Origin of the sequence: uncultured Pseudacidovorax sp., assembly GCF_913773995.1 — a bacterium.
In the GTDB taxonomy this organism is placed as follows: Bacteria; Pseudomonadota; Gammaproteobacteria; order Burkholderiales; family Burkholderiaceae_C; genus Xenophilus.
In genome coordinates, this window is sequence record NZ_CAJYES010000130.1 from 1 (window position 1) to 20655 (window position 20655).

The 20655-nt window shown below is 68.1% G+C and carries 15 protein-coding genes and 1 pseudogene; 9 read left to right on the forward strand and 7 right to left on the reverse strand.

Translation table 11 applies throughout. From position 1 onward, the window contains the following. Window positions 1–59: 59 nt before the first annotated feature. Window positions 60–1421 carry a replication initiation protein gene (locus QZ772_RS11865; RefSeq protein WP_295526334.1) on the reverse strand — a complete coding sequence of 454 codons (1362 nt, stop codon included), beginning with the start codon at window positions 1419–1421 and terminating at the stop codon, window positions 60–62. Window positions 1422–2085: 664 nt separating this feature from the next. Here QZ772_RS11865 and QZ772_RS11870 point away from each other — a divergent pair. The 3 genes from QZ772_RS11870 to QZ772_RS11880 all read left to right on the forward strand — a co-directional run bounded on the left by QZ772_RS11870 (window position 2086) and on the right by QZ772_RS11880 (window position 7310). Further along, on the forward strand, window positions 2086–3318 hold the full coding sequence (locus QZ772_RS11870; protein WP_295526337.1) for an AAA family ATPase: 1233 nt from the start codon (window positions 2086–2088) through the stop codon (window positions 3316–3318). Then, window positions 3315–4397, forward strand: coding sequence for a ParB/RepB/Spo0J family partition protein (locus QZ772_RS11875; protein ID WP_295526340.1), 1083 nt, complete (start codon window positions 3315–3317; stop codon window positions 4395–4397). The genes QZ772_RS11870 and QZ772_RS11875 overlap by 4 nt, the downstream gene beginning before the upstream one ends. A gap of 1131 nt (window positions 4398–5528) precedes the next feature. Further along, entirely contained in the window at window positions 5529–7310 is a 1782-nt protein-coding gene (locus QZ772_RS11880; protein WP_295526342.1) for a phage integrase family protein, read from the forward strand. On the opposite strand, the gene QZ772_RS11885 is transcribed toward QZ772_RS11880, so the two are convergent. From QZ772_RS11885 to QZ772_RS11895, 3 genes are all read right to left on the reverse strand, one after another. Further along, complete coding sequence (locus tag QZ772_RS11885; protein WP_295526344.1) at window positions 7295–7909, reverse strand: DUF4142 domain-containing protein; 615 nt, start codon at window positions 7907–7909, stop codon at window positions 7295–7297. The two genes, QZ772_RS11880 and QZ772_RS11885, sit on opposite strands and share 16 nt — an antisense overlap. Before the next feature lie 136 nt (window positions 7910–8045). Further along, window positions 8046–10652 (reverse strand): membrane-bound PQQ-dependent dehydrogenase, glucose/quinate/shikimate family, encoded by a 2607-nt coding sequence (locus QZ772_RS11890; protein ID WP_295526346.1) that lies wholly within the window; start codon window positions 10650–10652, stop codon window positions 8046–8048. Window positions 10653–10916: 264 nt separating this feature from the next. Beyond that, window positions 10917–11930, reverse strand: a complete 1014-nt coding sequence (locus QZ772_RS11895) for a tyrosine-type recombinase/integrase (RefSeq protein ID WP_295526349.1) — start codon at window positions 11928–11930, stop codon at window positions 10917–10919. A 199-nt stretch (window positions 11931–12129) separates the two neighbouring features. On the opposite strand from QZ772_RS11895, the gene QZ772_RS11900 reads away from it, so the two are divergent. The 4 genes from QZ772_RS11900 (at window position 12130) to QZ772_RS11915 (ending at window position 14693) form a co-directional block, all read left to right on the forward strand. After that, window positions 12130–12684, forward strand: coding sequence for a hypothetical protein (locus tag QZ772_RS11900; protein WP_295526352.1), 555 nt, complete (start codon window positions 12130–12132; stop codon window positions 12682–12684). Then, window positions 12684–13172 (forward strand): DUF421 domain-containing protein, encoded by a 489-nt coding sequence (locus QZ772_RS11905; protein ID WP_295526355.1) that lies wholly within the window; start codon window positions 12684–12686, stop codon window positions 13170–13172. The genes QZ772_RS11900 and QZ772_RS11905 overlap by 1 nt, the downstream gene beginning before the upstream one ends. Window positions 13173–13277: 105 nt before the next feature. Continuing rightward, window positions 13278–14198 (forward strand): RNA polymerase sigma-70 factor, encoded by a 921-nt coding sequence (locus tag QZ772_RS11910; RefSeq protein WP_295526363.1) that lies wholly within the window; start codon window positions 13278–13280, stop codon window positions 14196–14198. Between the two features lie 33 nt (window positions 14199–14231). Further along, a complete protein-coding gene (locus QZ772_RS11915; protein ID WP_295526357.1) occupies window positions 14232–14693 on the forward strand; it encodes a carboxymuconolactone decarboxylase family protein in 462 nt (153 codons plus the stop codon). A gap of 34 nt (window positions 14694–14727) precedes the next feature. Here the strand turns inward: QZ772_RS11915 and QZ772_RS11920 are convergent, their stop codons facing one another. The 3 genes from QZ772_RS11920 to QZ772_RS11930 all read right to left on the reverse strand — a co-directional run bounded on the left by QZ772_RS11920 (window position 14728) and on the right by QZ772_RS11930 (window position 19168). Continuing rightward, window positions 14728–15840 carry a catalase family protein gene (locus QZ772_RS11920; RefSeq protein ID WP_295526359.1) on the reverse strand — a complete coding sequence of 371 codons (1113 nt, stop codon included), beginning with the start codon at window positions 15838–15840 and terminating at the stop codon, window positions 14728–14730. Further along, entirely contained in the window at window positions 15837–18095 is a 2259-nt protein-coding gene (locus tag QZ772_RS11925) for an FdhF/YdeP family oxidoreductase (protein ID WP_295526360.1), read from the reverse strand. The genes QZ772_RS11920 and QZ772_RS11925 overlap by 4 nt, the downstream gene beginning before the upstream one ends. Before the next feature lie 155 nt (window positions 18096–18250). Beyond that, window positions 18251–19168, reverse strand: coding sequence for a LysR family transcriptional regulator (locus QZ772_RS11930; protein WP_295526361.1), 918 nt, complete (start codon window positions 19166–19168; stop codon window positions 18251–18253). Window positions 19169–19347: 179 nt separating this feature from the next. On the opposite strand from QZ772_RS11930, the gene QZ772_RS11935 reads away from it, so the two are divergent. Together QZ772_RS11935 and QZ772_RS11940 are read left to right on the forward strand one after the other, a co-directional pair. Beyond that, window positions 19348–20388 (forward strand): SMP-30/gluconolactonase/LRE family protein, encoded by a 1041-nt coding sequence (locus tag QZ772_RS11935; RefSeq protein WP_295526362.1) that lies wholly within the window; start codon window positions 19348–19350, stop codon window positions 20386–20388. Then, a pseudogene (locus QZ772_RS11940) lies at window positions 20385–20655 on the forward strand (fumarylacetoacetate hydrolase); the annotation flags it as partial. The gene QZ772_RS11935 and the pseudogene QZ772_RS11940, both read left to right, overlap by 4 nt.

A 20655-nucleotide genomic window follows, 5' to 3' on the forward strand; every position in this document is an offset into this window, starting at 1 on the left:
CGCAACCAGGATCTGGCCCGGGCGCCGGACTCGGCAGCAGTCCGCCCCGGCTGAGGGCTTCACTCCTCGTCGCCGCCCATCTCGGTCGCGATCTCCAGCAGGTCTTCCGCGCTCGGCTTGTCCCAGCCCGGGCCGAAGGTCGCATCGCCGAAGAAGCGCAGCATCTCCTGCCGCACCATCGGATGCTGCCAGCCGCTGGAACCCAGCCGCTTGATGATGGACGGATGGGCGCCGCGGCCCTGCAGGGCGAGCATCAACTGCCCTTCCAGCTCGTGCTGGGTTTCCTCGGACAGTTGCTCGATCGCGGAGAGGCACCGCTCGTTGGCGCGGCGAATCCATTCCGCCTGCCAGCGCTGGCGACGCTGCGATTGCTGCTCGCGCGCGGCCAGCGCCGCCGCGGCAGGGTGGGCCGCCGCGGCCTGCGCTGCGGCTTCGGCCTGGTCGCTGCCCCGCGCCAGCAGCGCCTTGAGATAGCGCGCCGGGTCCCGCAACGGTTCGGGATAGGCGGTGTTGACGCGCCGCTCCAGCACGTCGAGCGCCGCGCGCACCGCGGCCTCGTCACAGCCCGCGGCCATCGGCTCGAAGGCTTCCTCGCTCACACCCAGTGCAATGGCCCGGCTGACGGCGACCATGTCGACGGGCGCGGGCGCACGGGCCAATGTGAGTGCGGACTGCTTCTTTCGACCAATGTGGAACTGGATCTCGTCGATAAATCGGCCCTGCTTGTGCTCGACCAGCTCGATCTCCAGATCGGTGATCGCATTGACTTCGGCGATGGCTGGCTTGAGGGTGTCGCGCTTGAAGATCCGGTATTCGAGGCGGTCCGTCTTCTCGGTGTGGGGGTTGCCACTGAGCACCGGATACCACCAGCGCCAGGGTTGCCTCGCTGTCCGGCCGATGTCCTTGTAGCGGGTGCAGATCTCGTAGAGCACCACGCCCGCATGGGTGCGCAATTGGCTGATCACTTCCAGCCGAAGCCGCGCGAAGACGCTCGGGTCCAGCAGTTCCTGCTTGAGGTTGACCGCGTAGGACCACTCCACCCAGACCTGGCCGCGCTCCTTGCTCAATCGTGCATGGGCCAGCAGGCCGCTGACATTCCAGGCGGCGCCCTCCCCGCTCGTCGGCGACTGCCACTCCACGGTGGTGGACACCATGGCCCGCAGGTGCTTCTTGATGAGCGCATGGTCGTTGCTGTCGAAGTCCAGGCCCCGGACCACCGAATCCAAGGGGGTCCGGAAGACGTCCTTCTCCATCCCCTGCTCCTGCGCCAGGTACAGCAACACGTTGTAGCTCTTGCGCCCGAGGGTGGTGATCCGCGTCGACTTGGGCACGATGGCCAGCGTGTTGACGGCCTTGCGGAGCAACTGCACGTCGTCGGAGGTGGCCGCACCGCCACCGCTCGCCGATCCACGGGTACGCAAGGTTTCGGGAGACCGAAGGGTTCGAGCCATGGGCCGGTAATGTACGCGAGAGGTGATCCCGCCTTTCACCTGAAAGCATCCAGCCACTGTTCCTGAAAAGGCTCACGTGAGATCGTGTTGGCGCGCGGCCGTCCCCTGCAGAAGCGGAGAGTTTTCGGGATCGGCGACCGCGGCAACGGAGGCGCGGCCAGCCCTGTACGGCGCGCCGGCCCGGATTTGCGCTTTGATACCGCTTTTCTCTTCCGCAGCGCACCACAAAGCGGCGCGAGCTGCCTCGCCTACACCGCCGGCCACGGCAGGACGGACTTCTTTCCTGAAAACCCTCACGTCTGTCCCGCGCGCCTTGCCCCTACGGGACTCATGAATACACACACCTTCCCTACCGAAAATTCTCCGCCTTCTCCCGTCCTCCTGACCCCAAGTTCCCGGCCTTTCGCCAGATCGTCCCGAATCCCTGCATGTCTTGACTTCCAAGTGCCTGTCAGCATTGGACTTTTCGGACCCTAAAGGTATTAAAGGAGTTGAAGGGCTTAGAGTACTCCAAAGGCGAACTTGCACACAGAAATCAAAGCGGACTGCAGATGCGGTGGTCTTGACGTTTTTCCGAGCAATTCACGGAATTCCGTCAAGTGGCTCGGTAAACTCCAACGACCAGGAGTTTCATATGGCATCTTCCCCCCTTCCAGCCCCCCGGCCCATCAGCCTGTCGGACATTGCCGCACAGGCAGAGCGTGCCGTTTCCATGATGGAGCAGATCCGCTCCGCCATGCTGGCGCCTACTGCACGCAAAGAAGCCCCCCTATTCAGCCTCTCTCAGCTGGCCAGCCTGCTCGAGATGGAGAAAGGCTCGATCTCGCACCGTCTGGGAAAGGGCGACCTGCCTGCGGGGCGCCTCAACGCATCCGGCAGCCGGCGGGAATTCACACTGGCTGAAGCGCGTCAGTGGGTCCGCGAGTACCGCAAGGATCGCCTGCGGCCGGAAGGGGCCGAGGCGGTGACCATTTCCATCGGCAACTTCAAGGGCGGCGTGTCGAAGACAACAACTGCTGTCACCCTCGCACAAGGTCTGTCGCTTTTGGGGCACCGGGTGCTGGTGATCGATACCGATCCGCAAGGTTCGCTGACGACGCTATTCGGCATCCTGCCCGATACAGAAGTCGAGGAGCAGGACACCATCCTGCCGCTCGCCATGGGAACAGAGACGTCGATACGGTATGCCATCCGCTCCACCTATTGGGACGGTATCGACCTGGTCGCTGCCGCGCCGGTGTTGTTCGGCGCGGAGTTCGCGCTCCCAGCTCGGCAGACGCAGGAGCCCGGCTTCGAGTTCTGGCGAGTTCTGGACCTCGGCATCGATGATGTGCGCGGCGATTACGACGTGATCGTGATCGACACCCCTCCTGCCCTGTCGTACACGACCATCAATGCCTTCATGGCTTCCAACGGCATCATCATGCCGCTCCCGCCGAACGCGCTCGACTTCGCATCGGCCTCCCAGTTCTGGAGCCTTTTTTCCGATCTCACGGGGGAACTGCTCACCAAGCGCGGGCTGGACAAGCATTTCGACTTCATCCATGTTCTGCTCGCCCGGGTCGATTCCGCAGATGCGGCGAGCACGGTGATCCGTCAATGGATCGGCCAGACCTATGCGGAGAAGGTCCTCCCCGTGGAGATCCCCAAGACAGCCGTCACGGGGGTGGCCAGCGCCGAATTCGGAACCGTGTACGACGTGTCCCGCTACGACGGGAGTGCCCGGACCTTCAAGCGTGCACGGGACGCCTATGACAGCTTTGTCGGGCAGATCGAGGGCTCCGTGCGTGCGGTGTGGAACGGGCAGGTAGGGGTGTTGAACGGTTCAACACCTTCAGGCAGCCCAGCTAAGGAGGGTCGTCGATGAGCAAGAAGCTTGCAGCCAAGGCCAGCCTGATCCAGCTGCCGCCCTTCCGCACGCCGCCTTCAGTGCCCGCCGCCCCCGTCGTCGAAGCCCTGCCCGGCGAATCGCCGGGCAGCCCCCAGGGTGCGCCTGCCGTATCCAGTTCACCCAACGCGGATGCGAGGCCAAAGACCGCGCCAGGTTCGATGGCGGTGTTCATGGCTTCGCAGTCGGCGGCGGTGAAAGAGGCGGAGGAGCTGAAGCTCAAGCTGCGCGCCTTCGAGGGTGCCGTACCGATGAAGGCGTTGGACCCGCAGCGGATTCGGGCATCTCGTTGGGCGAACCGGCACGCCAATGCACTGGCTGACAAGGCCTTCGAGGAGTTGAAGGCCGACATCGCGTCGAGCGGGATGAACGTGCAGCCCGTCTGCGTTCGCGCGTTGGTCGCGGGCACTGATCCAGCAGCTGACTATGAGCTCGTGTTCGGTCACCGTCGACATCGCGCCTGCCTGGAACTGGGCATTCCTGTTCAGGCCATCATTGCGGACATCGACGACAAGGGCCTGTTCGAGGCCATGGAGCGCGAGAACCGCGCCCGCAAGAACCTCAGCGCCTGGGAGCAGGGCATGATGTACCGGCGTGCGCTCGACAACGGGCTGTACCCATCGCAGCGCAAGCTGGCGGAAGCGGTGGGCGTGGATCTTTCTCTGATTTCCAAAAGCCTTGCACTGGCGCGCCTGCCTGATGCGGTCGTCGAGGCCTTCCCTTCGCCTCTCGATGTGCAGTTCCGCTGGGCCCAGCCTCTCAGCGAAGTGCTGCAGCGCGATCCAGAGGGGCTCGTGGCACGCGCCAAAGAACTGAAGGCCAGCAAGGTGGCCTTGAACGCCAAACAGGTGCTCGATGCGTTGCTGGGCCCTGCAGAGAAGGTGTTGAACCGTTCAACGCCCGCCACTGAACGGCGCCTAGGGCGGGCAGGGCAGGGTGCTGTACTGGCCGCAGATGCGACGGGCCGCATGACGCTTCGCTTCGATCCGGGCGTGCTGACGCCGGAGCGTGAGTCTGCGCTGATCGACTGGTTGAACGCGCAGCTCGGGGCAGATTGATCGCACGACGTTGGTGTTGAACCGTTCAACGCCAACGTCCCGCATCACGGCGCCGCGGCCTTGCAGCCTTGAAGGAGTACCGACACAGCCCCCAACGCCGCTTGCCCCCGGCGTATGAATATCCTTCTTGCCGATGCGTGTGGCCCTGTCTTTAGGTGCGCGACCATGCTCCAGGTCTGCGCGTCACCCTCCGGTTTTCACTTGCGCGCGCCACGATCGAGGGTCGGCCCTCAAGGGCGCTCTCCGGTCGTGCGCGCCCTGACGCGCCCATTCGCCCACAGGTGTCACGGCCAGCCAATGCGCATTTCCACTGCAGGGCTTGCTGCCGACCAAGGTCAGCTTCGGGCACAAGACTTTGGACATGAGATGGCCCTCGACCCCGGCGCGCAGTCCTAGAAATGCACAAGCCGACGCGCCACCGAGCCCCGTGGTCTCGGTCCCCGCAGCAGGGTTGGCGTCATCGGCGGGCTGACCAAGCGGCGGCGCGTTGAAGTGGTGGGCAGGGCAGGGCAGGGCAGGGCAGGGCAGGGCAGGGCAAGGGCGCCAGCCCGTTCCGTTGACTACGAGCTGTCGCAGTGCCGATCCTCATACTGCGAGACGACGATCCGGCGGCGCGGGATCGCTGTCATTCCGATCGCTGTCCCTTGCTACATGGACCGGCCCCATGACCACGCCTCGCTCAGTTCGCGTAACTGCACTCTTCAATTGATGGGGCAGCGGCATGGGCGAGCGGCGGGCCACTCACACCAACAAATCAGCGGTGCGCCATGCCCTCGACACTGACTGTCCACTCAGCGATACCGCTGCCTCTTCCCAAAGCAGAAAGTCCTTGTTGATCAACGAGTTGCCACTCAATCAGCAAGTCTTTGACGAAAAATCCCGAGCTAAATCGCAAAAAACATAAGTATTGGTAATAAACTTCAGGCGCTGTAGAGGGCGAGGCAAGGAGCCTCACAACCCAAAGCGACTGAGCGACGTGCAAGACGGTTCCTGACCCAAACGACGTCGATCCCGCGCCGGTCCTCTCCCCGCCAACGCCTGCCCATGCCTCCTGCTCCTGCCCTGAACGCCGCCCCTGTCTCCGCACCCGGTGCGAAGCCCCGCGCCCTTCATCGCGGCCACTTCGCCTTCATGCGTGCCGTCATCCAGGGCATCGATGCGCGGCAGGCCTGGTCGCGCTACATGCAGGGCGAGGACGACCGGGTGGACGAGCGGCTGATCCGCCGGGTGATCAACACCTACCGCGACGAACTAGCGGCTGCTGCCCGCCGCCATGCCCGTCCGGGCACGGCGCGCCTCGTGCTGATGGATGCAAGCGACATCCCCGATGCCGCTGCGGCGTGTCCCACTCTGGAAGAGTTCGCCCTGGAGCGCGGGCTCGAGGACTTCTCGCTGGAAGATCAGCTCGCCGCCTTCGAGGAGATCTGGGGCACCGAAGCCGACGGCCATCGTCGGCAGTCCAAGCGCCGACGGCTGGTGGATCGGCAGCTGGAGGCGCTGTCGTGGCTCGAGGGCCTGGCTTCCCGCGCGCCCAGGGCCGACGATCCGGTGGAGGATTGGCTCGCACCGGTCCTGGCGCAGCGGGTCTCGGCCGCGGGCATGTCCACGTTGCGCAGCGTGGCGGAGCGCATCCAGGCCGTCGGCATGCGGTGGTGGGTGGCCGTGCCGGCCGTCGGCCCCACCAAGGCCGCGCGAATCGTCGAGTGGCTGCGCGTCCATCAGCAGGAGACCGGATTGGTGCTGGGACCCCACGCCTTCGCGCCGATCTCGCGCCTGGGCCGGGGCGCGTTGGGGCCGGTCGTGCCCGCTGCGACCGCCTTGCGTCCGCTCGAGAAATTCGTGGTGCCTGAGCCGCTTCGCGGCAGCAGTGGGCACTTTCGCGCACCGCCGTCCCACTGCCGAATCCCTGCGTCGGACGACCTGGAGGCACTGGACATCTGGCTTCGGGGCCGTGGACGCCGCTCGGCGGGGGGTGAGGCCGTCGCACCTGCGGAAGAGACGCGGCGGGCCTACCGCAAGGAAGCCGAGCGCCTGGTGCTTTGGGCGGTACTGGAGCGGGAAAAGGCGCTTTCGTCCCTGGACGAGGAGGACTGCGCCGCATTCATCGCCTTCGTCCGCTCCCCGCCCGCCGGGTGGTGCGGCCCGCGTCACCACGAACGCTGGTCGCCCTTGTGGCGGCCGTTCGAGGGGCCTTTGCACGGTGCAGCGCTGCAGCGCTGCATCGCCGTGCTGCGGGGGCTGTTCCGCTTCCTGCACGGCTGCGGGTATCTGACGCACGACCTATCCAGCTCATGGCGTGCCGACTTCGGGGGCAGGGCGCCCGGCAGTTCCATCGTCCGGGGAGAGAGGGCGGTGGCGCCCGATGTCGATCCTTCCTCGCTGCCGGCGCCGGCGACGCCGGGCATGGTGCGCGCCCGCCGAGTCGCGGCATGGCTGCAGGAGACGGAGGTCAAGCCCGGTGCATTGGCGCGCGGCCGCTGTGCGGATCTCGTTCCACCTGCAGCCACCGGCGCTGTCGACGCACCATGGGGACTGCGCGTGCAAGGTGAAAGGCGCGGCAGGCGGGAGACGTCGCAGCAAGAAGGCATGCTGGCGGTGCCGGCCGCCCTCGTCGCGCAGCTGCAGTCGCTGCTCGGTGCGCTGGGCCGACCCACCGATCCTGGCGACCCCGCCAATGCCGATCTACCCCTGATCCTGGACGTGCGCGATGGACGCGTGATCGGTCTGAGCCGGGGTGGCGTCTACAAAGCCATCAAGCGACTGCTGCATCACTGCAGCATCGGCATGGCCGAGCCACAGCGGCGGGCGCTGCGGGCTGTATCACCCCAGCACCTATGCCGGCCTCGCCGCAAGGCAAGGCAGATAAATCCATCGGGCGATGCCACCGATACCCCCGATCACTTGCGCGCCTGAGCGCCGTGCAAACCCTCGGCGTGCTGGAGGTGCTTCTGCACGACGGGAATCGTCTTCGCGGCGTAGGCCCGCAAATCGTTGTCTCCGGTCTCGCGCTGCACCCGCTGCAGCTTTTCGAGCGTCTGGCGATGGTCGGTCACGCCCACCATGCGGATGTACTGCTTGTCGAAGGTCTCGCCGTTCAGTGGCTTCAAGCCGGTGGCGATGAGCTTGTGCTTGGCGTCCGGCTCGGTGGGCAGCTCCACGTTCTTGCCCCGGGCAAGTTCCTGCAGCTCGGAGAGTGCTTTCTGATGGTCTTCCACCATCTGGCTACCGAAGCGCTTCACGTCTTCGCTGCTGGCCTTCTCCTGCGCCAGGCGGCCGGTCTCGATCTCGGCCAGGTTGGCTTGGGCAAGACCGCGCATCATGCGCTGGTCGGCCACGGCGACGCCCGGTGTCTTCTTGGCGGTGGCGCGCTGCGCGGGAGGCTGGGGCGCAGCCGGAGCCGTAGGCGAGGTCTGTGCCGGCTGGGCGGCAGCGTTGTGCAGGAGCGCGGGGCCCAGGGCCAGCGCGGTGGCAACGCCGAGGGCATGGAGACGAGTGGTAGGTTGACGGGTCATGACGGTCCTTGTCTGAGAGAAGGGGCGGCGCTGAATGCGCCGGCCTCTGGCCAGACTAGGCAGCCGGACCGCCATCCCCGTCGGACGATTCATGCCCCGGCGTGGGACCTGGGGCAGACCGTCGATCCCCTTTGACTTACGGCGACCGTGGGGCCGCAGGAAGGGCATAAGCCCGCACGGCATCACCCGGCTTCGTGCCCGTCGAGCCATGGCCACCGGCGGCCACGAGCACGTACTGGCGGCCGTCTTCGCCGGTGTAGCTCATCGGCGTCGCCTGCCCGCCCGCGGGCAGCCGGTCTTCCCACAGTTGCCGGCCAGTGCGCACGTCGTAGGCACGCACATAGTTGTCCAGCGCACCGGAGTAGAAGGCCACGCCCCCCGCCGTCATCATCGGCCCGCCGATGCCGGGCACGCCCATGCGGAAGGGCAGGGGCAGGGGCGACAGGTCGCGCACCGTTCCGTTGCGGTGCTTCCAGGCCACCTGGCCCGAGCGCAGGTCCACACCCGCCACATAGCCCCAGGGCGGCGCCTGGCAGGGCAGGCCGACGGGCGACATGAAGGGCTTCATCGAGGCCGCGAAGGGCGCACCGAAGTTCTCATTGAGCGCGGGCAGGGAGCCCTTGGGCGGCCCGCCGTCCTGGACCATCAGCGTGGTGTCGTCGGTCCGGCGCACCAGGCGCGACACGAAGGCCAGGTACGTGGGTGTGGTGAAGGCCCAGCCATGCTGCGGATCGACCGCGATGCCGCCCCAATTGAAGACGCCGAAGTTGCCCGGGTAGATGATCGAGCCCTGCTCCGACGGCGGGGTAAAGCGACCTTCGTAGCGCAGGCGATGGAAGGCGATGCGGCAGGCGAGCTGGTCGAACATCGTTGCGCCCCACATGTGGCGCTCCGTGAGCGGCGGCGGCTCGAAGGAGAGCGCGGACTTGGGCTGCGTGGGCGCCGTGTGGTCGCCTTCTGCCGCGCCCTGCGGCGCCGGACGTTCGCTGACCGGCAGCAGCGGCTGACCGGTGCGCCGGTCGAGCACGAAGAGCTCGCCCTGCTTGGTGGGCTGCACCAGGGCCGGCACGCGCTGACCGCCGATGTCGAGATCGATCAGCGTCGGCTGGGAAGGCACGTCGTAGTCCCAGAGATCGTGATGCACGGTCTGGAAGTGCCAGCGCACGCGGCCGGTGGCCAGATCGAGTGCCACGACCGACGACGAGTAGCGTTCCACCGCCTCGCTGCGCTTTCCTCCCCATTGGTCGGGCGGCTGGTTGCCCATCGGGATGTAGACCAGGCCCAGTGCCTCATCCACCGAGGAGATGGACCAGCTGTTGGGCGAGTTGGGCGTGTAGGTACGGCCCGGCGGCAGGGGGGCCGTGTCGTCCGGGTTGCCCGAGTCCCAGTTCCAGACCAGGTCGCCGGTCTGGATGTCGAAGGCGCGGATCACGCCGGACTGCTCCTTCACCGAGGCGTTGTCGAGCACGGTGCCGCCCACGATGAGGAGGCGGTCGGTCACCACCACGGGCGAGGTTGAGTAGTACGCGCCCGGCCGCACGTTCGGCATGTGACGCCAGAGGTCGATCTGTCCGCTGCCGCGCCCGAAGTCGGCGCACACGGCGCCGTTCTCCGGATTGAGCGCGATCACGCGGCCGTCGGCGGTGGGCATGAAGAGCTTGGCCGGGCAGCTGGGCGCCGTGGGACCCTGGCGGGCGGCCACGGGCAGCGGCTGCTTGGCAGGATGGCTGCTGTCTTCCCGGATCGAGCCCTCGCCAGTGGGGATCGTCATGGGGACGGGATTCGCCGCGGTGCCGGCACCGGGCGGGGTCGCAGCTGGCGCGGCTGCGCCGGCGGGATCGGTCGGTGCGCTGGCACTTTCCGCGGCCGGCAGGGCGGACGCGGCACGGTAGGACAGGCCGCGGCAGGTCAGATGCTGCAAAGCCAGGTCGCCCGCAATCTGCGGGTCGAAGCGCCACAGCTGCTTGCCGCTGGTCGCGTCGAGCGCGATGACGGACTGGTGAGGCGTACACAGAAAGAGCCGGTTGCCGATCTTCAGCGGCGTGACCTCGAAAGTGGTTTCTTCTGGGTCGCCGGGCCGGCCGCGCAGGTCGCCGGTGTTGAATTCCCAGGCCAGCTTCAGCTGGCCCACATTGGCGGGCGTGATCTGCGACAGGGGCGAATAGCGCTGGCCTTCGCCGGTGCGGCCATAGGCGTGCCATTCGCCGGTCGGAAGGGCAGGGGAGAGTGACTGCGCGCTCGCGGCCGGTGTGGCCTGCAGCTCGCCGGCCACCTCATGGGGGGCCCGGAACCAGGACACCACCGCCAGTGCAGCCGAGGCGAGCAGCACGAGGCCGAGGGCCGCCCTGCCATGCCCCACTGCCGCGTCGTCTGGCGAGCGGACGGCCCTCGGTCGAAGACCGCGCTCCAGTGGTCTTGGGCGCCCGATGTCACGCGACAGCGCCCGCCGCATCCAGGGCAGGACCAGCCACAGCCCAAGCACGAAGAGCACATCCAGCCGGGCAGCCAGCGGCCACCAGTCCAGGCCCACTTCCCACAGTGCCCATGCCGCCGAGCCGAGCAGCAGCGCGGCATACAGCCACAGCGCCGAGGCGGCGCGCCGCATGAGCAACACACCCGTCACGGCCAGCGCTGCGCCGGCGATCAGGTAGTAGGGGCTGCCGCCCAGGGTGAGCAGCCAGACGCCCGCCGCAGCCAGGGCGAGGCCGAGCAGGAGGAAGAGGGCGCCGGTGACGCGTGCCATGGATGCCTTTCGCGAGAAGGCGCCGAGCCCAGCAGGCCATGGGATGCATGTGGACGGCGCACGATGTACACGTCCGTGAGGTTGAGGCCGACACGGCCGAAGCGCTGTCGGTCATCGCCCGGCAGGGTTGTCGTCTTCGGCGGGGAGCGTGGGCCTGCGACAGTGGCTGTGAGCGTCGATGCGCCTGTAAGCGCCCGCGTTCTGCCACATGATCGCGGGCTGGGTGAGCGCACGTCGCTTCTGGCGGTCCCCATCGCGCTTGCCTTACACCATCGTCTCGGACTTAGGCGCTACGCGGTCGTAGCGCTTCATCTCCGCGGGTTCCACCCCCATCCAGCGCGCGACCATCTCAGGCCGGATGCCGCGGCGCAGCTGCCGCAGCGCAAAGGTGTGCCGAAGCCGAAATGAGCCGCCCGCGCCGCGTCCGCCGACGCCCGCGGCCTCCAGCACCTTGCGCGCGCACTGGTATTGCGAATCGGCCAGCCACGGCTTGCCGGTGCGCGTGGACGGGAACAGGAATTCGCCCGCGATGCGTGAGGCCGCGCGCACCTGGAGCCAGTGGTGCAACAGCTCGGCTGCCCAGGATGCGACTGGCGTCTCGCGGGCGCGGAGGGTGCCATTGGCTGGAACGCGCAGCTTCCAGGTCCGGGCCTTCGGTCCCACGCCGTTCATCACCGGCGAGGCCAAGGTCAGGGCGCGGACATCGCCAGGCGCCAGACCGGCACCGAGCTGGAGCGCCACCGAGGCGCGGTTGCGCACCTCCTGCCAGGGCAGGCCGGCAAGCGCTGCCGGGTCCTGCCCGGGCCGCGGTCGCGCGGCCGACAGATGGGCCAGCAACTGCCGGGCCTCCTGCGGCGTCAGCACCTCGGGCGGCGGGTCGGCCCGCTCGGATTCCGCATAACGCACCTGGGGATTGGCCCGCACCCAGTCGGCTGGCGCGCGGTTGGGGCGGCTGCCGGTCCGGCCGGCGTGGTGGGCGAGCACGCGCTCGATCAGTCGCATCAGCCGCAGGGCATAGCGGGGCGAAAGCGACTGGTCCGTCGCCTTGCGCCCATAGCGTGCGGCCTGGAAGGCGTGCAGATCGCGGGCGTCGACGGTGTCGAGCTGGACGGCCGGCGACTGAGCCAAGCACCAGGCGGCAAAGCTCTCCCACATCGCCTGGTAGACCACCCGGGCGCCCGCCTTGCGCAGCACGCCGGCACCATGCTGATCGGCCGCCCATTGCTCGAAGGCCTGCGGGAAGGACGACTGGGGAGGAGAGGGGGGCAGGACTTCCATGAGCAGCAAAGCAAAAATACGTTAACGCCATGAGTGTTGTCATTGTTGGGTGCGGCCTGGCAGTTTCGTTTGGGCTTTCCGTTAACTTATTTTCAAGATAGCGGACTGGAATATATCCGCGGCTTGCAGCGCATTGAGGCGCACTCCGACTTCAGCCCTTGTCGATCTCGCCAAGCATGTGCGCACCAAAGTGTCTGCCATGCCCGCGAGCGAAGCGTCCTCTCCGCTGAATGAAGCGCCCGACGGCATCGTCCGGGCCCATACCCTCCCGCGCGAAGGGCTCGTCCGACATGCCAGCCCTCTGTCATTGCTGGTGCTCGGAGCATTCATGCTTCTGGGTTTGTCCGGATTGTTGGGTCATGCCGGCATGGACTTGCAGACCTATCGCAGCAACGCGCAATCGCACACGCTGGACGTCGAAATGCCCAAGGTCATCCGCACCGGCGATTTCTTCGAGACGCGCCTGCACGTCAAAGCCGGGGTGGACATCGCCAAGCTGACGCTGGCAGTGCCTGTCGAGCTCTGGCGCGAAATCACCGTCAACGCCATGGTCCCGCAGCCTGAGTCCGAAAGTTCGGATGCCGAGACCTACACCTTCGACTTCGGTCCGCTCGCGGCCGGCAAGGAGATGCGCATCAAGATCGCGGCTCAGGTCAACCCGCGCCTGCACGGCGTTCTCGAAGGCGAGCTCGAGCTGCGCGACGGCGAGTCGCTTCTGGTGCGTGCCCCACGCCATATGCGGGTGCTCCCCTGATGGAAGTCGTCCTGCGCGCCACCGCCATGTTCGCCGTCGTGTACCTGCTGGTGCGGGTGCTCGGCAAGCGCGAGCTGGGGCAGATGACGCCCTTCGAATTCATCGTGATGGTGGTGGTGGGCGACCTGATCCAGCAGGGCATCACCCAGAACGACTTCAGCCTGACCGGCGCCACGCTGGCGATCACCACCTTTGCATTCTGGGGTGTGGTGCTCAGCTGGGCGTCGTATCTGTCGCCCAAGGCCGAGCGCCTGCTGGAGGGTGAGCCTCGCGTCCTCATCCAGCAGGGCCGGCTGCTGGAGCACAGCCTTCGCCGGGACCGCCTGACCCGTTCGGAAGTCGAGTCCGAAATGAGGCTGGCCGGCATCGCGTCGATGAAGGACGTGGCCTGGGCCGTGCTGGAGCCCAATGGCAAGATCAGCTTCATCAAGCGGGAGGCGGGCCCAGCAGAGCCGACGCGTCAACAGGACGACCAGGGCGCGGGCTGACGACAGCCGACGGGCCAGGCCGCGCCGACCGAAGGCTCGCTGCGCAAGAATGTGCCCGCCCCAGGCCTGTCACAAACGGTCCGCCCCAAACGTCTGCCGGTCATGATGAACGACACCACGGATCTCTTCCTGCGCCTGCGTCCCCGGCTGCACGGCATCGCCTACCGGATGCTCGGTTCGCCCGCCGAGGCGGAAGACGTGGTGCAGGACGCCTGGCTGCGCTGGCAGTCCAGTCCGCACGACGCACTCTCAAGCGCGGAGGCCTGGCTGGTCACGATCACCACCCGCCTCGCCATCGACCGGCTGCGCAGCGCCCAGCACCAGCGCGAGCACTATGTGGGCACCTGGCTGCCCGAACCGCTGCTGGCGGACGAGTCGGCCCCTTCCCCTGAAGCCATGCTGGAACAGGCGGACGACCTGTCGGTCGCCTTCCTTGCCGTGCTCGAACGCCTGGCACCCGAGGCCCGCGCCGCCTTCCTGCTGCGCGACATCTTCGATGCCGGCTACGACGAAGTCGCGCGCGCCCTGGGCAAGAGCGAGGCCGCCTGCCGGCAGATCGTGCACCGGGCCCGGGCCCAGGTGCAGGATGCGCGCCCACGCCACCAGGTGCCGCCCGAACATCAGTTGCGGCTGCTGCGCGGCTTCGCCGATGCGGCCGGCAGCGGGCAGTTCGCGGCGCTGCAGGACCTGCTGGCCGAGGATGCCAGGCTCGTCAGCGACGGGGGCGGCAAGGTTCCCAGCTTCGGGGTGCCGCTCGTGGGGTCACGGCGCATCGCCCAACTCTATTGGGCCGCGCATCGGCGACATGGCGCGCGCGTGCGCTATGAGGTTGTGGTGCTCAACGGCCAGTGGGGCGTGCTGCGCTTCATCGACGAGGCGCTCGAATCGGCCCAGACCTTCCAGACCAACGGGCGCCACATCCAGGCGGTACACACCCAGCGCAATCCCGACAAGCTGGCCCGGATCGCTGCCGCGCTGGGCCGGCCGCTGGCCGCTGTCACAGGCGCCGGAGCCCGCTCGTCTTGAAGGTGTGTTCCACACTTTTTCAGGATGACGACCATGCACGACCAACCCCGCCTCGCCTGGATGCGCATCGCGCCCAAGCCCTACCAGGCCATGATCGCCGCCGGCGCCACGCTGGCCGAGTCGACGCTCGGACCGGTGCTCACCGAGCTGGTCAAGACGCGCGTGTCCCAGATCAACGGCTGCGCCTTCTGTCTCGACATGCATGTACGCGACCTGCGCAAGCTGGGCGAGTCCTGGCAGCGCATCAACAGCCTGGCCACTTGGCGCGACGCGCGCCTCTACGGCGAGCGCGAGCGCGCCGCGCTGGCCTGGGCCGAGGCCTTGACGCGCCTGCCGGACGGCCATGCGGGCCAGGACGAATTCTTCGAGCGACTGCGCACCCACTTCAGCGATCAGGAGATCGTCGAGCTCAGCTGGGCCATCGCCCAGATCAACAGCTGGAACCGCATGGCGGTCGGCATGAGCACACCGGTGCCAACGCAGGACATTGCCTGAGGGCCCGCCGCATGCTCGCGGCTCGACGCGTCTGTCAGTCCGGCAGATCGTCCAGCGTCGTCGGCTGAGCCACCGACGTGCGATTGCCTCGTTCGCGGTAGGCCGCCGCGGTCGTGTACGCGATACGTCGAACGCGCATGATCGAGCCCAGTGGCCGATGGGCCGCGAGGCCATGCCACGGCGAGAAGGCCATGCCATCGTCGACCGCCTTGACCCGCGCCTCGCTCCAGGCTTTCTGTGGGCCGGCCGTCACCCGGGCCACCGTCACATAGGGGCTGCGCTCCTCGGGCCACTCTACGGTCGCGTCCTCGATCGGCATCGCGTCGAGGTCGGTGCACAGCTGCACCTGCAGGTCCCAGGCGCCGCCCTGGGTCCGGAAGTGGTCGACCACCGCGTCCCGGATGGCGTTGGGGCTGTCGCCCATGTCCAGCACCTTGTCCTTGAGTGCCAACAGTTCCGGCGACACCGGCGTCATGCGCAGCTTGGCCATGTACTTGCCGTACAGGACCGGCACCTGGGTGAAGAAAGTCTCGCCAAGCAGGTGCGTAAGTGGATGCGCGCCCATGGACTTGAGCGCTCCGCTTTCGGTGCCGACGGCTTCCAGCGTCTTCTCCACGCCCCTCAGTGCCGCGGACAGCCACTCCTTGGCCTTCGGCGCGCGGTCAGTGGTCGACGCCAGCAGCTTGAGGTTGCCCAGAAATTTCTTCGCGTTGGGCGTGCGAAACACCGGGCCATTGATCATGATGAAGTCCTGGGTGACTTCGCCCTCCGAGCCCTCCATCCGGTCGCCCGGCACGCCGACCAGCTTCAGGGCCACGCCACGCGGCGTCGACACCTTGTCACTCAGCAGGTCGCCCGGCGGCGTGGACAGGCGCATCACGGCCGGATAACGCGCCGGTGTGGCGAACAGGCCCTGGGCGTACTCCGGCGGCAGGCCCTCCAGCACCTCGACCTCGGCGCGAAGAAGGCCGTGCGACTTGGCATGCACGCTCCGGTAGGCGTGACCTTCGTCGCGATGCACCTTCTGCGCGATCTCGATCATGGTTTCGCCCAGCTCGCGTGCGGTCTGCAGCTCGTCGTCCTCGGTGTGCTCGAACTCAGGCCGGTAGGCCAGGGGAGCGACGGCAGCGGGAGAGTGTGGGGTCATGGGGTGGCGTTCTCGGGTTGGACGAAGATGGGCACCGACTTGTAGGCCGGCACATGGCTGCCTTCCGCGTGGTGCCACAGCGGCACCAGCGGGTTGCATTCGGGGTAGTAGCCGGCCACGCAGCCTTCGGGGATGTCGTAGGCACGCACCGCCAGGCCGCGCACCTCGCGCACCACCCCGTCGTCGGCGGCCGTGCGAACGGCGATGCGCTGGCCCGGCTGCAGGCCGTGGCGGGCGATGTCGGCTTCGTTCATGAACAGCACTTCGCGCGTGCCGCTCACATCGCGGAAGCGGTCATCCAGGCTGTAGATCGTGGTGTTGAACTGGTCGTCGCTGCGCATCGTCATCAGGCGCAGCGTCTGCGGCGGGTGGCCCGGTGCATCGGGGTCGGCCACCAGCGCGCCGGGCACGATGAAGTTGGCCTTGCCCGTGCGCGTCTTCCAGTCGCGCTCACGCGCCGCGTTGGGTTTGGGAAAGCCGCCGGGCTGCAGGAAGCGGGTCTCGAAATCGTGGAAGATCTTCGGGTAGGTCATCGCGATGGCAGCGCGCACGCGGGCATAGTCCTCCCGCCACGCCGCCCAGGGCACCTGGGCCGCATCGCCCACCGTCGCCTCGGCCAGCGCACTGACGATGGCCAGCTCCGACCGAAGGCGCTCGTCGGCCGGCTCGGCCACCCCTTGCGAGGCATGGATGAAACCGGTCGAGTCTTCCATCGACACACGCTGTTCGCGGCCTGCCTGCCGGTCGATCTCGATGCGGCCGATGCAGGGCAGCAGGTAGCTGGTCTCGCCGGGCACCAGGTGGGTGTGGTTGAGCTTGGTCGCCACATGCACGGTCAGCGCCAGCCGAGACCATGCGGGTTCGAGCCGCGTGTTGTCCGGCACCGAGCGCAGCAGGTTGCCGCCCAGGTTGAGCATGGCGCGCACACTGCCGTCCAGCACCCCCTGGCAGGCGCCCACCGTGTCCAGCCCCTTGTCCCGCGGCGGCTCGAAGGCGTACTGCGCCGCCAACTGGTCCAGCGGCGCCAGCTCCGGCTTCTCGGTGATGCCCACGGTGCGTTGACCCTGAACGTTGGAATGGCCGCGCACCGGGCAGATGCCGGCGCCCGGCCGACCCATGTGCCCCCCCATCAGCAGCAGGTTGCACAGCATCTGGACGTTCTTGACGCCCAGGCGGTGTTGCGTGAGACCCATGCCGTAGACGGCGATCACCGCCTTGGCGCCGCCTAGCACGGCGGCCACGCGCTCCAGCGCCGCACGCGCCAGCCCCGACTCGCGCTCGATCTCTTCCCAGGACTGCTGCATCACCCACGCGGCAAAGGCGTCGAAGCCGTGTGTGTGCTGCGCAATGAACTCGCGGTCCAGGCCCTGGCCCCCGGCTGCAGCGGAGGTCAGCAAGGCCTTCGCCACGCCGGTCATGGCGGCCAGGTCGCCGCCGATCTTCACCTGCAGGTACTGCGTGGACACCGTGGTCGACGCCGGCGTGAGCATCTGCATCGGCGACTGCGGATCGACGAAGCGCACCAGCCCGGATTCACGCAGCGGGTTGAAGCTGATGATCGGCACGCCCCGGTCGCGCGCCTCCTTGATCAGATGCAGCATGCGCGGGCTGTTCACACCCGGGTTCTGGCCGACGAAGAGCAGGCAGTCGGCCTGGCCGAAGTCCTCCAGGTGCACCGTGCCGATGGGAACACCGATGCTCTGCGGCAGCGCCACCGAGGTGCTCTCGTGGCACATGTTCGAACTGTCGGGCAGGTTGTTGTTGCCGTAGACCCGCGCGAAGAGTTGCCAGGCATAGCTGGTCTCCAGCGAGGCGCGGCCCGAGGCATAGAAGACCGCGGATTTCGGGTCCTCGGCGCGAAGGACCCGCAGCCGGGCCGCGATGTCGGCAATGGCCTCCTCCCAAGTCACCTCGACATAGCGGTCAGTCGTAAGGTCGTAGCGCATCGGCGCGGTGAGGCGGCCGCCGGCTTCGAGCTCATGGTCCGACCAGCCGCGCAGCTCGCCCACGGGATGCGCATCGAAGAACTGCGGCGACAGTCGGCGCGATGTCAGCTCCCACGCCGTGGCCTTGGCGCCGTTCTCGCAGAACTCGGCCACCCGGGGTTCGGCCGGTTTGGCCCAGGCGCAGCTGACACAGGCAAAGCCGTCGGTCTTGTTCTGCTGGAGCAGGGCACGCGTGATCTGCGCGACGTTGCCTTCTTCCAGCGTGTAGCGGGCCACGGCCTTGAGCGACTGCCAGCCGCCGGCGGCCATGGGTTCTTGGGAATCGTTGGAGCCTCGGGTCATCCCGCGAGGGTCGGGCCGTCCGGTCCATGGCAGGGTCGGCCCGGGCGCGCCGCGGACGTAGGCGCGTCGGCCGGCCGGCGTCATCCACCACGCCGCCCTCGCTGTGCCCGGTCAGCCCGCGTTCAGCCCACCGGCGGCATCTGCTGGGCCACGGCCACGATCTGCTCGCGCACCCAGCGCACGCCGGGGTCGTCGTCGCGCAGGCGGTGCCACTGCAGCACCTCGGTCAGTCGCGGCGTCGGCATGGGCGGCGCGAGCAGCCGCAGCGGCATGGCCTGCACGAACTGCTGGGCCAGCCGGGTCTGGATGGTGGCGATGCGCGTCGTGCCCAGGATGAACCGCGGCATCAGCAGGAAGCCATGGGCCACCACCTCAACCCGACGGTTGCCGCCGTGCTCGTTGGCATACCACTGCTCGAACCAGGGGTTGGCGCCCAGGTCGGCCTGGTAGACCACATGGCCGAGTTCCACGTACTGCGCGGGCGTGATGCCGTCCGCCAGCGCAGAGTTCTGCGCGCAGGCCACGACGTGGTAGGTGTCCTCGAACAGCAGCTCCTGCGGATGGTCGGCCAGCGTGAGGTGGGCCGGCGTGACCAGCAGGTCGACGCGGCCCTGGTCCAGGTCCTGCGCCATGGCGGCATGCGTGGGCCGCACGTCGAAGCTCAGGCCCGGCGCCAGCTGGGCGATGCGCCGCAGCGCCTCCGCCATCAGCACCTGCACAACATAGTCCGAGGCGATCACGGTGAAATGCCGGCGCGCCGTGGCCGGCTCGAACTCGGGCTGCACGCCCAAGGTGGCATCCACCTGCAGGATGATCTGCCGCACCGGCGCGATCAGCGCCTCGGCACGGGGCGTGAGCTGCAGCGTGCGCCCGACGGGCACCAGCAGCGCGTCGCCGAAGTAGTCGCGCAGGCGGGACAGCACGCCGCTCATGGCCGACTGCGTCATGTGCAGCCGCTCGGCGGCGCGGGTCACGTTGCGCTCGGCCAGCAGGGCATCGAGCGCGGCCAGCAGGTTGAGGTCGATGCGTTGGTAGCGCATGCAGGTCGTCTCCAGGTGGGGCGCAGATCATAAGGACGCGCCGCCGCAGCGCGCGCAATGAGCGACACGCATGCCTGCCGCGCCCAGCCATCGCGCCGGCCGATGGCTCGCATCGACCGAATCTGTTGGTCTTCTCGGCGCGGACGGACCACACTGCGGCCCGCTTCGAGATTCCGCCAATGACAAGAGACAACCCCCTGCGCGGCTGGCAGGTCGACCGCGCCGCCATCCGCCACGTCGGCCGCGACCTGCAGCGCCCCGAATGCATCCTGTGCCAGCGCGACGGCACCGTCTGGGCCGCCGATGCCCGTGGCGGCGCCATGCGCATCGCGCCCGATGGCAGCCAGCAGCTGGTGGTGCCCGTCGCACCACCCGCTACCGACGATGCCGTGGACTTCGACCAGCGCTATGTGCGCAGCGAGGGCTCGCTGCCCAACGGCATGACCTTCCTGGCCAACGGCGACCTGCTGATCGCCAATTGGGGCACCGACGCCGTCGAGGTGATGGACCGCCGGGGCCGCGTGCGCCGCCTGTTCGACCGCATCGACGGCCAGCCGCTGGGCAAGGCCAACTTCCCGCTGCGCGACCGGCAGGGCCGGATGTACCTTACGGTGACCACGCGCATGCAGCCCTGGACCGAGTCCATCAACGCCCGCGCCACCGACGGCTACATCGCCCTCTTCGACGAACACGGCCAGGCCCGTATCGTGGCCGACGGCTTCGAGGGCACCAACGAGATCCGGCTGGACGATGCGGGCGAGTGGATGTACGTGGTCGAGAGCAACGCCCGCCGCATCTCGCGCCTGCGGGTGCGGCCCGATGGCTCGCTGGGCGAGCGCGAGGTCTACGGCCCGACCCGGCTGCCCGGCTTTCCCGACGGCTTCGCCTTCGATGTCTTCGGCAACCTGTGGGTCACGCTGATCATGACCGACCGCCTGGTGGCCATCACACCCGACGGCGAGCTGCTCACCCTGCTGGACGACAGCAACCCCGCCGCCACGCAGGCGCTCGATGCGCACTACGAGGCCCGCACGCTCACGCCCGAGATCATGGCCGCCGCCCACGGCACGCTGGCGCCGTGGATGGCCAGCCTGAGCTTCGGCGGCCCCGACCTGCAGACCGTCTACCTCGGAAGCCTGCGCGGCACCACCCTGCCCAGCTTCCGCGCCCCGGTGGCCGGCCAGGCCCCCATCCACTGGAACGAGGACTTCCCCGCATGAAACTCGCCACCCTCAAGAACGGCCGCAAGGATGGCCGCCTCGTCGTCGTCTCGCGCAACCTTCGGCACGCCGTGGATGCCGCGGCCATCGCCCCCACGATGCTCGATGCGATCGAACGCTGGACGCAGACCGAGGCGCCGCTGCAGGCGCTGTATGCCCAGCTCAACGCCGGCGATGCGCAGGGCGCCTTCGCCTTCGACCCCACGCAGGCCGCCGCACCACTGCGGCGCGCGGGGCAGCGGCGCGGCGGCCTGCGTGGGGTCGAAG